Origin of the sequence: Grimontia indica (assembly GCF_000333895.2) — a bacterium.
GTDB lineage: Bacteria > Pseudomonadota > Gammaproteobacteria > Enterobacterales > Vibrionaceae > Enterovibrio > Enterovibrio indicus.
In genome coordinates this window covers 96,003-109,216 of sequence record NZ_ANFM02000001.1, presented here as the reverse complement: position 1 = coordinate 109,216, position 13,214 = coordinate 96,003, and the positions used below count along the sequence as shown (strand labels likewise).

The following is a 13,214-nucleotide window of genomic DNA, read 5'->3' as shown; positions in this document are numbered from 1 at the left end:
AGCCCATTGTTTACGAATACTATTTAACCTTGGACAACAAAAAGGCCGCTTTTGATAGCGGCCTTTGATTTCAGTCGGAGTCGGCTTATTTGCCCATTTTCGACTGAATGTAGTTTTGAAGACCGATCATTTTGATCAGGCGAAGTTGCTTCTCCAGCCAGTACATATGGTCTGACTCAGTATCATCAAGAAGCTTCAGCAGGATTTCGCGTGTCTGGTAATCCTGCTTTTCTTCACACAGCGCAATCACGGTACGCAGCTCTGCAGCCACCATGTACTCGTATTTCAGATCGTTTTGCATCATCTCTTCAACGTCAGCACCGATCAGCAATTTTTCGCGCGTTTGAACGTCAGGTGTTCCTTCCAGGAAAAGGATACGGTTGATCAGAATGGATGCATGCTCACGCTCATCTTCAGATTCATGATTGATGCGCTCATACAGCTCATCCATACCCCAATCTTCGTACATGCGTGCGTGAACGAAGTATTGATCCATCGCAGACAGTTCATTTGTCAGCAAGCGGTTCAGACCATCAATGATTTCTTGATTACCTTTCATGCTTATTTCTCCATTTTCGCTTGCAGGTAGTTTTGCAGACCGGTCAGGCCAATCAGTTCAAGTTGAGATTCAATCCAGTCCAGATGCTCTTCTTCATCTTCAAGGATGTCGTTCAGCAACTCGCGGGTGACGTAGTCCTGCTTCTCTTCACAGATGGCAATTGCTTCTTTCAACTGAATCAACTGCTCTTCCAACATCACTTTGTCGCATTCGATCATTTCCTGAACTTCTTCGCCAATGCGAAGACGCTCCAGGTGCTGTAGGTTTGGTAAGCCTTCCAAAAACAGAATACGCTCGATCAATTTATCGGCGTGCTTCATGTCCTGAATAGATTTCTTGTATTCGGCTTTATTGAGCGCTTCAAAACCCCAATTGCCCAGCATTCTTGCATGGAGGAAGTACTGGTTAATTGCGGTGAGCTCGGAGGTGAGAATCTTATTCAGCTCAACGACAACGTCTTGATGACCTTTCATCGTGATGATCCTTTTATAACGCTGGTAATCCCAAAAGATGTGCCACATCCTAAGTGAAATTGAATTCAACAACAACCAGAAAAAGTCTTAATTTTCATAACATTAGTCAATGATAACCATTCCCATTTTTATTCACCTTTAGGTTACCGATTCACAATAATCCTTATACATTCCATGGCTTTACCAGCAAGTGTATGGAAAGACTGACCTTATTGAGGCTTTCCAGTTGGTGAAGGATTGTATTTCAGATCACTGAGTCGCAAAATGCAGCTGGTTTCCTTCCCTAACTATCTCTGAGAAAAATCATGAAATCCGACATGTATTCAAAATTTGCCCAGCAATATGACGAAGCAGTTCAAGGCAATATCTACAACGCGCTGTTTGAACGCCCTAACCTGCAAGCCATGCTTGAGCGCATTGAAGGAAAAACAGTGTTGGATTTAGGCTGTGGATCTGGCGTTTATGCGGATTACTTCTTGAGTGAAGGTGCTGCGTCTGTCACCTGCCTCGACTTCTCTGCTGAAATGGTCGACATCGTAAAGAATAAGTTTGGTCAGCATGTCTCGGCGTATGTTCAGGACCTATCAGAAGGCTTACCCAAAGAAGCTGATGGGCAATATGATGTCATCGTGTGTCCGTTGGTCATTCATTACCTGAAAGACCTCACCACCCTATTTAGCGACGTTCACCGAGTGCTGAAACCTGGTGGGTACATGGTGCTTTCGACCCATCACCCGTTTGCTGACTTCGAGTGTTCAACAACGGGCAACTACTTTGATACCGAGCTAGTGCAAGAAGAATGGAACACAGTCGGTACACCAGTTCAAGTGACGTTTTACCGACGACCACTGGTTGAAATCACGAATGCAGTCACCAATGCAGGGCTATCTATCACCCAGATTTCCGAAGGACAGGTTTCAGAAGCCATCAAACAAGCCTGTCAGCAAACCTACGAGCGCTTAAGCAAAAACCCTAATTTTATTTTCATTAAGTGTGAGAAGTAGAAGAACTGAGTTGAGCGTTAGGCTCCACAACTCCCCACCACCACGCTCACCACATGCTCGACCTTCTCATCCAAATCTTTCCCTTCTGGAATTGGCTGCATGTCGAATACCTGAGGCCACACGAACATGCCGTTGAACAGACTTGAATAAGTTTGGGTCAGCAGTTCCAGTTTGATGGCTTTGATTTTCCCGGCCTTCTGCGCTTCATCAAACCAATGGTTCAGCGATTTATTGTTGTAGATTTTTGAAATGATTTGGCTAGCCATATCTGGCTGACGCAAGAACTCCATCAAGATGGTTCGGGTGAAAGGAATTCCATACTTACCATAAAGGTTTTCAACCTCATTTCGCGTAATCGTAGTGAGTTGCTCACTCAGGCTTTTGTCGACGTCAAATTCGTATCTTAGGCTTTCATCAATCGAAGACTGAATGATGGTCAGTACAGATTCAAACAGCACTTCCTTGCTTTCAAAATGACGGTAAAGCGTGCGCTTTGATACTTCTGCTGTTGTGCAGACGCGGTCCATATTCGCAGCCGCGAATCCATACTGGATAAACTCTTCTTTGGCTGCAGTAATGATCGCCAGGCGCTTTTGCTCTGAGCGTGTCATGGGCTCTCTCCTTTTCTCAACGCGACAAATCTACCAAGTTGGAATTAAAAAGTACACTTTTGAGTTTACCTCAATACAAAACACGCTTAAGATAAACTCCAGAGTTTACTTTTGGTTTTAATACCAACCCCAAAATTGTCTGATCAGACCGGCTTTGCAGGCCGGTCTCTTTGTGGAGTAGAACTACATGGTCGTCAACACGTTCGGCAAACCGTCATTCAAGCGCGGCGCGATTGCTACTTTGATCATCTCTTCTTTTCTTCTGGCAGGATGTGGCGAGAAAGCAGTTGAACAAGTCACCGCACCTGTCATCCAACCAGCCTTAACTGAGATCGTCGATACACAACAAGCCGCTGATCTCAGCTTTAACGGTGTTGTGCGCGCGGCTGAGCGCGCAGACATGGCCTTTCGCATTGGCGGCCGACTGACCAACATCTTCGTCAATGAAGGTGATGAAGTGAAAAAAGGCCAATTGCTGGCAATGCTGGATTCTCGCGATGCCAAAACAGCCTTGGAATCGGCAGAGCTTGAATTGAGAAACACCACACTGGAATACGAGCGTGCACAGGCGATTTATAAGAAAAGCCAGGCGATCTCCAAAGCCGATTTAGATGCGATTACCACGCGTTTTGATCTCACAAAGAACCGTGTTTCTGAAGCCAAACGCCAGCTGGAATACACCGAACTTCACGCACCGTTTGATGGCATTGTTGGCCGCAAAATGATGGATAACCACATTCAGGTTCAAGCCAATGAACCTGTGCTGACCGTGCATGACCTCAACGATTTGGAAGTGGTGATTAACATTCCTCATCAAGTCATGTTGTCTGGCGGTAACCGTACTAAAGCCATCGCAGAAATTTCTTCGATTCCGGGGCAAGCGTTCCCGCTGACACTGCGCACTTTTGCTACGCAGGCAGATTCAGTCTCCCAGACCTATGCCGTCGTACTCGGGCTTGAGCAGGTGAATGGCTTCCGCGTTTTGCCGGGCATGGCTGTGAAAGTCATACCAGACACAAATGCTATTACAGACGAAAACAGCCTTATCACCCTGCCGCTGACCGCCGTGGTTCCTGATAACCAAGGCAAGCAGTTCGTCTGGGTAGTCGGTGACGAAAACAAAGCTGAAAAACGTTATGTGGACGTGGGCGCGCTGGTCAAAGACCGCATTGTCGTGACACAGAACTTGGCCCTTGGTGAACGTGTCATCATCGCGGGCGTTTCCAGCGTGAGAGAAGGCATGGAAGTGCGCCCTTACACTGACGAACGCACTGGAGCATAACAATGGACATCGCACGTTATACCATTGCCAAACGCACCAGTGTTTGGGTGCTGATCGCCCTCACCCTGATTGGCGGCTACATCAGCTACCTCAAACTCGGTCGTTTTGAAGATCCGGAATTTGTTATCCGTCAGGCGGTGATTGTCACTCCGTATTCCGGCGCAACAGCACAGGAAGTCTCAGACGAAGTGACCGATGTTATCGAAGGCGCGGTGCAATCGCTTCAGGAACTCAAAGAGGTGAAATCCGTCTCCATGCAAGGCATGTCTGAGGTGACGGTTGAAATCAAACTTGAGTTCGCCAATAGCAGCGCTGACCTCCAACAGGTATGGGACAAGCTGCGCCGCAAAGTTTCAGACGCCCAAAGACAGCTGCCTCCAGGAGCAGGCCCGTCGATTGTTAATGACGATTTTGCAGATGTGTACGCCCTGTTCTTTGCCGTGACCGGAGAAGGATTTAGCGATAAGCAGCTACAGGATTATGTCGATACCCTTCGCCGTGAAATCGTGCTGGTACCGGGCGTGGCAAAAACCGCAACCTTGGCGGAGCAACAGGAAACCATCTTTGTCGAGATCTCCAGCGAACGTCTTGCGGAATTTGGCGTGTCTGCAGAGAAAGTCTTCCAAGTGCTGCAAAAGCAAAATCTGGTGACGGTTGCGGGCAGCATTGAAACCCAAGCGATGCGTATTCCGGTGATCCCAAGCTCCAACATTGATTCCGTTGCCGACCTGAAAAACCTGCAAGTTGCGGTTGGTGATAACAACACCGTGCTGCATCTGGGTGATATCGCCAACATCGTGCGAGGTTACAAAGAACCTTCCACCATGCTGATGCGATACAACGGCGAGCGCGCGATCGGCTTTGGTATCTCGAATGTCACCGGCGGTAACGTCGTGGATATGGGTGATGCAGTCAAAGCGCGTCTGGCAGAGCTGGAAAGCCAGCGTCCGCTCGGCATGGAACTGAATGTTATCTCCATGCAGTCTGATTCGGTGCGTGATTCTGTCGCCAACTTTATCGACAACCTGATTGCTGCGGTTGCCATCGTATTTGTGGTGCTGCTGCTATTTATGGGCGTCCGTTCCGGTGTGATTATCGGCTTTGTCTTGCTGCTGACGGTCGCAGGCACGCTCTGCATCATGCTGATTGAAGATATCGCCATGCAGCGTATTTCGCTGGGTGCGCTGATCATCGCGCTTGGCATGTTGGTCGATAATGCCATTGTGGTCACCGATGGCATTCTGGTGCGATTGCAGCAAGAACCCGATGCAGACCGCAAGGTCGTGGTTTCAGACGTGGTGAACGCCACCAAATGGCCTCTGCTTGGCGGTACTGTCGTCGGTATCTGTGCATTCAGTGCGATTGGTTTGTCGCCATCAGACATGGGCGAATACGCGGGCTCGCTGTTCTGGGTGATCCTGTATTCCATGTTCCTGAGCTGGGTGTTTGCAGTTACCGTCACACCAATGCTGTGCCATGACTTTCTCAAAGTGAAGCCGTTAAAAGCCGATAAGAAACCGGGTCGTATGGTAACAGGTTACAAAGCTTTACTGACCTGGGTGCTGAAACGCCGCATCATCAGTTGTGCCCTGCTGTTCGGTACAATGGCTGCTGCGATTTGGGGCGTGCAATTCGTTCCACCGGGCTTTATGCCGGAATCTCAACGTCCTCAGTTCGTGGTTGATGTTTACTTGCCGCAAGGCTCAGACATTAAGCGCACTGAAGCCGTGGTCGCAGACATCGAGAAAGACGTGAAAGCAAAAGAAGGCATCACCAATATCACCAGCTTCATTGGCGGTGGTGGCCTTCGCTTTATGCTGACCTACGCGCCAGAAGCCCGTAACCCAAGCTATGGCCAATTGCTGATTGATATCGACGACTACACCAAAATCGCCCCGCTTCTCGGCGAACTGCAAAGCGAGTTGGATGCGAAATACCCTGACGCTTCTATCAAGGTATGGAAGTTCATGCTTGGCCGCGGTGGCGGTAAGAAAATCGAAGCTGGCTTCAAAGGCCCTGACAGCGCGGTGCTGCGTCAACTGGCAGAACAAGCGAAAGCCATCATGTTGGCCGACGATAACCTGATTGCAGTGCAAGACGATTGGCGTCAGCAAGTGCCAGTGCTTCGCCCTGTTTATTCTTCTGAAGAAGCGCAGCGTTTCGGCCTGACTATGCAGGAGATTAACCAAGCGATTGCCCAGACCCTGACCGGGCGTAACGTGGGTGTTTACCGCGAAGGTGATGATTTGATCCCGATTGTAGTGCGCGCGCCTGAAAGCGAACGCAACCACCAGCGTGCGATTGAAAACACTGAGGTATTCAGCCCAGCAACAGGCTCCTTTATTCCGGTAAGCCAGTTAGTCGATTCAGTCGACGTGGTGTATCAGGATGCGATTCTTCGCCGAATTGATCGCGTACCAACCATTCTGGTACAGGCTGACCCTGCACCGGGCGTGCTGACTGCCGATGCGTTCAACGATGTTCGCAGCAAGATTGAAGCCATTGAACTGCCAGCGGGCTACGAGCTCAAGTGGTACGGAGAATACAAAGCCTCGAAAGATGCCAACGAAGGTCTGGTGATTTCTGCGCCTTATGGATTTGCAGCCATGATTCTGGCCGTGGTCTTTATGTTCAACGCCCTGCGACAACCACTGGTGATTTGGCTGACTGCTCCACTGGCAGTGGTAGGTGTGACGGTCGGATTGATTGTGTTCCAGACACCATTTGAGTTTATGGCGATCCTCGGCTTCCTTAGCTTGATTGGTATGATGGTGAAAAACGCTATTGTGCTGGTTGATCAGGCGGACGTAGAAATCCGTGATGGTAAAGCGCCCTACTATGCGATTATCGATGCAGCTCTGAGCCGCGCCCGTCCGGTATTGCTTGGCGCATTCACCACCATTTTGGGTGTTGCCCCGCTCTTGATTGACCCTTTCTTCAAGAGCATGGCAGTGACCATTATGTTTGGTCTACTGTTCGCAACCATCCTGACATTGGTAGTGATACCGCTGTTCTATGCGATTTTCTTTAGGGTGAAGGTGGAAGCTGCTTAAAGCAGGCTGAAAGGAAATGCAAAGGGAGCCGAGTGGCTCCCTTATTTTAGTGGCTGATGCCCTTGCCAATCACAACTTCGTTGTTTAAACATCTATCAATCAGAAACTTCGGCAGACGTTAAATGGCAAACCAGCTAACAGAAGATGATTTGATAGAAGCCCTTTCCGGCCTTTTCATCGACAACGAAATTGACTATGAATCCATCGCGTCAGTTGCTCGAGCATTCCCATTGGAAAAAGTAGAACACACTCTTTTCTCTTTGGTTGCACCTATTTGCCACACGAATCTTTCCACACCCGCACCAGAAGTTTGGTTGGCGTTTGACCGAGATAAATTACTTGAAAGTGTTAAAGCCCTCAAAGCTCAAAGAGAGCGAACAGGGTTCTTATCGAAAATCAAACATACGGTTTTAGATAAGTACCTCAGGAGACAGTTCTCCCCTGAGTGGAGTCAGTTAAAAAGCCTGCTATAGATTCATTTGGGAGAACGATGCTAACTGAGTTTTGGACAAAAGTTCGTTAGAGCTGGCGCACTAAACTGTTGGTTTCGGATAAGTATTGTTTGGGCAAATGATGACACCCGAAACGTCTATCAAGTGGTTGGCTACTCACCCGCTAAATGGCTACACATCAGGCCAAAAAACCATTAGAGTATCTGCCCTTTTTTACACCCAGGACTACTTTGTAAGGCATGAAACTCACCGCAATTCAAATCATCCCGGCTATACCTTCGTATGGGTTTCTGCTGTGGCACATAGGCAAATTGCTATTTAAACTTCTCTCACCTGCGGCGACCCTTGCTTATCAAAGATGGATACGCTCTTTCTATCTGCACACTCTGCGCACCTTACCAACGCCGATGTATGTCATCGCTGCAATCTCAGCATTTGTTGCTTGGGCAATATTTGGTATCTACGGTGAAGAATTAGTTAAGTCAGCAACCATGACCTTTCTAGCAGGCTCTGCGACCAGTGTGTTTGCGGCGGTTATCTTCTACTACTTCACCAATCATATTACCGATATAAACAACCGAAAAAGCGCATATGAGGCCCACTATTATGAGCTGCTAAGAATATCGAGCCCTTGTGGAATAGAGGCGCAATTTTTTGGCTGGAAGCACGATGAAAACACTGCAGAAAAGGCAAAAGAATATTGCAACCCCAGCAGGTCTCTCGATGGTCTTTCTGAACAATACATACGCTTCCTAGAAGGGACTGGAAGAACCAGCACTCCGACCCTCTTAAATGAATTTCGAACAACCATGAGTCGCATTGACCGTTCAGTGGTATTTTTCGACCAAGACGTAAGGAATGCCTTTGCACTTGTTGAACGGCGTGTCGATGAATTGCTGGTCAATTGCGGAGACTTTGAGATAGAGGCTAAGCAGATAAAAGACGAAACCCACAGACATAACCTTATGGTATTTAACGAACACCGCGTATTTACTCATTGGCTTTTAAAAACAAAAGCCGAAAAAATAAAGAGTGACCCAACAGGATATGTCCAACTTGCGGAATACCGACTTTCTGGGTTTTCACACACGGTTGCAATTGCAGCCAGTCTCACCCTTGCACGTATCGAGCTGAGAAAGGCGATGGAGAAACACGTTGAGCCGCTGATACCAGAAAAAATGAAGTCCGCATGAAATACATCCAAATACTGCCGCAGCTCGCGGCATTTTTCTTCTTTCCGGTAATGATGGTTATTACAACGTTAGCCGTCATTTACGAAACGGTTGTTTACCCTTTCTATTGTCGGTTTAAAGACATCCCTCAAGAATGGAAAGCCAAACTGTTAGCCTATCGCATAGGTAGTCCTTGGTGGTCTATGTCTTTGAAAATGCACCTATGCCTTTATGTTCCGGTATTAACCTGCGTTCTCATCGCCTACTTATTGCAAAAGCACATGGAGGGTACTTGGCTTACACCCTACGAACAATACTTGGTGCTTGCCGAAAATATCTGCATCGGCATTTTTACTGGTGCCCTTCTTTACTGGTTTACTAGCCACTTCCCCAACCACAAAGCGAAAATTGCCGCGATTAACGCGCATTATTACGATCTAAAGGATATCTCTAAGTCACCTTATTTAGAGCTTTGCTTTGCTGATTGTATGGAGCATGTTCTGCCATTCGATGATGACTGGAGCGCGTATCCTTACCCTAACTACTGTCCGGATAGGGTAGAAGAGGAACTCGCCTTACTTAGAGACATAAAAAGCCTTAAAAGAAGCTTACGAGAGCTGAAAGAAGTCAGTGAAAACATCAAACGCATAGAGAGCGCGCTCCACTATTTTGACCAACCTCTTCAGATTGCTATTTCACGCCACGACAGGTGTACAGACCGACTAATTAAGCAGATAGAGATAGTTTACAAAGCAAGAGAGACTGATATGTTTCCAGAAGAGCTTGACGATTGGTATATTGCCGCCACCATTCCGGAAGTTGCAATTGTTAGTAGATTAACAAGGCCGTTAAATATCCAAGTGCCAGCTTTCAAAAAGATTACCGCTGAATATGTGAGCACCGCAAACTCACATATGTCATTAATCACTTGCTGCCTTAAGTCATTTATAGATTCTCGGCACCACTTGATGGATACCAAAGATCAATATTTACCTGTAATCGCCCCTCAACCCGAGGGAAAGTTCGAGGTTGTTCGTGCCGGAAATACTTTCAAAATACCGCCAAGAAAACCACGAAAAGTAGATGATTTTAGAGGGCTTCACGTCAGGCAGTGGCGCAGATCATAAGCAAGCCGCCTTGAGGATGGCTGCTACGTTTCTGTAAAAGTTTTCATTTCACAGTCACACCGACTTGTTAGACATTACACAGATAAGAAAATGTAAGTCAAACCGTCTCAATGTGATTCATGAGGTCGAACGACGCTGGCACGGAAAGGGGCATGAACTTGCCAGAAAAGATCGGCCTGACACGCGTAGGGAAAGAAGTTTGCTAGCACTTTTCCTAATTTAGATAATCATGGATTACTTTAAGTATGGAATATTCTCAATTCCCGAACAAATATACACGGTCAATTCCGGAAGACGTTAATCACGGAAGTCGCGTCACGCTGCTTGCGTGATGAGTTTGTCGAACGGAAAGGGGGGGAAGAACTGATTTAGCTACTCCAAACGCCCCAGTATAGGGCAAAGTTTAGTCACTAGAAGTATCTAAGCTTATGATTAAAATTGCGAAACATATGATAATATAAGCGCATAAAACCATTGCATAACCACAATGAATTAACATAAATCAATACTGAGACATGAAGAGCATGAAGTTGGATATAGAAACTATCAGAAGCGCATATCTTTCACTCAAGAGCTACGCTTATCAAGATAATCTCAACCTATTTTTGAAACAAAGAGTCGCTGCTTTCGAAAGTACAGACCTTGACACATCTCTTCAAAAGATACTTTCAGTTCTAAAAAGCAAAAATCCCGTGGCTACTAATGATTTTAAAGACTGGTTAGACGAAATTTCCTATCATTTGTTACCGAAGAAAGTATCAAGAACTGAAGATACCAAACAAAACCAGCATAATGAAAGAAATGGTCTTTTCATTTCAAACATTACATCTTCACCTCAGTATCAAGTTGAAAAAGTAAACTACTTTATCAATGCCCCAGTTGAGCTTCATGTTATAGAGATGTTGTGGTGTACAGTAGTTGGCTCTGTAATGGATAGTAAACTGTCTGATGATTGTTATGGGAATAGACTCAAAAGCTTCCTGACCACCAATGACACTGAGGATAAGCCTTCAAATTACACTAAAGATATCTTTAAGCGTTATGTAGAGCAATACAATCAGTGGCGCGATCAAGCTATTGAAGTTGCATCAAAACTTGCAGACAAAAAAGAAGATGTCGCTCTACTATCATTAGACCTAAAGTCATATTTCTATAATATAGACTTTGACTTCGGTTTAATATATGAGTTTATTGATGAAAACGAAGATGAATTTTCGGAAACAGCTCTAGCGGAACTGCTAACACAAGCATTAGAAAAAATTTACATACAATACAATCATGTCACGACTAAATCAGCCCTAAAAACACATCCAGATTGCTATAATAAAATGTGGCTGCCGATAGGTATTGCCTCTTCATCTATCATCGCAAACTGGTACCTATCGGACTTTGATACAAGCATATCTGATCATGTAAGACCATCTTACTATGGTCGCTACGTTGATGATATTTTACTCGTATTTAAACGTCCCAAATTTGAACAAGATAACCCTATAGAAAGCTTTGTTGAATCATATTTTGACGGTTTATTACTACGTGAGGATGGTGAACAAGCAGACTATTTAATAAACGTTAATGGGAACAACCTACCCATTCAACGAGAAAAACTAATATTTCAGCATTTTGATAAAAACCATAGTAAAGCAGGATTAGAGATCTTCAAGCAAGAACTGGAAGAAAGAAGTAGTGCTTTTAAGTTTTTGCCTACTGAACATATCGATAAAGAGTTAGACAAGTTTGCATATGATGTTTTGTATGATGGTTCTGCGAACAAACTAAGAAGTATTGTGGGCTTAGCGGAAAATGAAACTGAGTTAGCTAAATATCTATCAAGCCATATTACTGCTCATAGACTCTGTAAGCTGGATAGAAACAACACAGTCTTGCCAGATATCCAGCTATTCTTTAAAGGCGCAAGTGCACTTCAATTTAACCGTTTGTGGGAAAAAGTGTACCAGTATGCTCTTGTAATCAAGCGCTATGATTTTATCTTATGGTTTGTGCGTTCACTCGAAAACGAGATAGAAAAAACAAAAATAATTTACAAATCTGAAAAAGGTAGAAGAGCCTCCTCGGTTCAAATAACAAACAGAATGCGAGAGGATCTGACGTTATATAATTATTTGTCTTTATCGCTAACCATTGCTTTGCTTGACATCGCAGACCCTCACCAAGAAAGTAACCAAGAATCTTCCAAAGTATTTATAGATGGTGATAAATATAAGCTAGCTACTTTCCTTATCGAGAAAGGGTTGTGTAAATATTCGTGGGCATTTAGGAAGTCAAACTTACTACGTCATCATCTAGTCGCATGGCCGCTAGCTAATTTCTCAGATTTCAATGGTGATCTGACAAACGAAGACTCTTTCTTGAAGATAGGAAATTTGGAGCTATGTAATAGAAAGATACAAATGTCACCAAGATTTATTCACTTGGATGAGTGGCAACTTTTCGAACTACCAAATTCACTTCATTCTAATGAGTTGCTAGATTGGCAAAGTAATTCTCTAGAGTCTTACACTAAAGATATTTTTCAAAAAAACTTACCCGTAGAGTTTTTCACTTCAAATGAGACAAGGTCACACAATATAAAATCAACTTTTCGAGTTGGACACCAAAAACCAAATAGAAGCTTAAGATTAGCTTTAGCAAACATGGTTGTACTTGAGCAAGATATAAACTCTTCATTGCGTAAGGATAAAAAACCTAACCTGAGTTACGAACGCCAAAAAAACTTATACCAAATACTAAATACAGCGACCAAAGAGCAAGCCGATTTACTGGTCATGCCCGAAGTTTCGATACCCGTAAGTTGGCTCCCTTTTATGGTGGCACACTCGCGTAGACATCAAATAGGATTGATATTTGGACTAGAACATTGGGTTGTTGGGGAACAAGTATATAATTTGATAATAGAAGTTCTCCCTTTCAAGGCTTCAAATAAATATAAATCATGTGCTTTATCTGTAAGACTAAAAAATCACTATGCTCCTGGTGAATTAGAAATCATAGATTCACTAAGACTAAAGCCAGCAAACCTCTTGTATAAACCAAAGAATTATTACCATAAGGTTAATTGGAATGGCGTTAGCTTTACTACATACAATTGCTTTGAGCTATCTGACATTGAACATCGGACTCTATTCAAATCAGAAGTTGATATGATTTTCGCGTGTGTATGGAACAAGGATACTAACTACTACCAACATATCTTGGAGTCTGCTGTCAGAGACCTTCATTGTTATGTAGTTCAATCCAATACATCCCAATATGGCGGTTCATGCGTACTTAGACCAAGTAAAACAGCCAATAAAACAATGCTTTATGTAAAGGGAGGGTGCAATGCTTGTGTTTTAACGACCGATATAGATATACAAAAACTAAGAGAGTTTCAGTATAAATCTAGGCCAGGTGCAGGGGACTCATTCAAGCACTTACCCCCAGGTTACGATTGCGAAAAAGTAATAAGCCGTTGATATAT

10 protein-coding genes are annotated in these 13,214 nt (G+C 44.8%); 7 read left to right on the top strand and 3 right to left on the bottom strand.

Annotated features, from left to right (window positions below):
* Window positions 1-85: 85 nt before the first annotated feature.
* Both bfr (D515_RS00485) and bfr (D515_RS00480) read right to left on the bottom strand, forming a co-directional pair.
* The gene (gene bfr / locus D515_RS00485) at window positions 86-559 is read right to left on the bottom strand and encodes a bacterioferritin (RefSeq protein WP_002535113.1); all 474 of its coding nucleotides are present in this window, start codon (window positions 557-559) and stop codon (window positions 86-88) included.
* Window positions 560-561: 2 nt separating this feature from the next.
* Entirely contained in the window at window positions 562-1,032 is a 471-nt protein-coding gene (gene bfr, locus D515_RS00480; RefSeq protein ID WP_002535112.1) for a bacterioferritin, read from the bottom strand.
* A 317-nt stretch (window positions 1,033-1,349) separates the two neighbouring features.
* On the opposite strand from bfr (D515_RS00480), the gene D515_RS00475 reads away from it, so the two are divergent.
* A complete protein-coding gene (locus D515_RS00475) occupies window positions 1,350-2,036 on the top strand; it encodes a class I SAM-dependent DNA methyltransferase (RefSeq protein WP_002535110.1) in 687 nt (228 codons plus the stop codon).
* 17 nt (window positions 2,037-2,053) lie between these two features.
* Here D515_RS00475 and D515_RS00470 read toward each other — a convergent pair whose 3' ends face one another.
* A complete protein-coding gene (locus D515_RS00470; protein ID WP_002535109.1) occupies window positions 2,054-2,647 on the bottom strand; it encodes a TetR/AcrR family transcriptional regulator in 594 nt (197 codons plus the stop codon).
* A gap of 187 nt (window positions 2,648-2,834) precedes the next feature.
* Between D515_RS00470 and D515_RS00465 the strand changes: the two genes are divergently transcribed.
* From D515_RS00465 to D515_RS00440, 6 genes are all read left to right on the top strand, one after another.
* Complete coding sequence (locus D515_RS00465; RefSeq protein WP_002535107.1) at window positions 2,835-3,929, top strand: efflux RND transporter periplasmic adaptor subunit; 1,095 nt, start codon at window positions 2,835-2,837, stop codon at window positions 3,927-3,929.
* A gap of 2 nt (window positions 3,930-3,931) precedes the next feature.
* A complete protein-coding gene (locus tag D515_RS00460) occupies window positions 3,932-6,982 on the top strand; it encodes an efflux RND transporter permease subunit (RefSeq protein ID WP_002535106.1) in 3,051 nt (1,016 codons plus the stop codon).
* A gap of 122 nt (window positions 6,983-7,104) precedes the next feature.
* Window positions 7,105-7,455 carry a DUF7079 family protein gene (locus D515_RS00455; RefSeq protein WP_002535105.1) on the top strand — a complete coding sequence of 117 codons (351 nt, stop codon included), beginning with the start codon at window positions 7,105-7,107 and terminating at the stop codon, window positions 7,453-7,455.
* A 218-nt stretch (window positions 7,456-7,673) separates the two neighbouring features.
* Window positions 7,674-8,627 (top strand): hypothetical protein, encoded by a 954-nt coding sequence (locus D515_RS00450; RefSeq protein ID WP_002535104.1) that lies wholly within the window; start codon window positions 7,674-7,676, stop codon window positions 8,625-8,627.
* Window positions 8,624-9,733 (top strand): hypothetical protein, encoded by a 1,110-nt coding sequence (locus D515_RS00445; RefSeq protein ID WP_002535102.1) that lies wholly within the window; start codon window positions 8,624-8,626, stop codon window positions 9,731-9,733. The genes D515_RS00450 and D515_RS00445 overlap by 4 nt, the downstream gene beginning before the upstream one ends.
* A gap of 524 nt (window positions 9,734-10,257) precedes the next feature.
* Entirely contained in the window at window positions 10,258-13,209 is a 2,952-nt protein-coding gene (locus D515_RS00440) for an RNA-dependent RNA polymerase family protein (protein WP_039849395.1), read from the top strand.
* Window positions 13,210-13,214 lie beyond the last annotated feature (5 nt).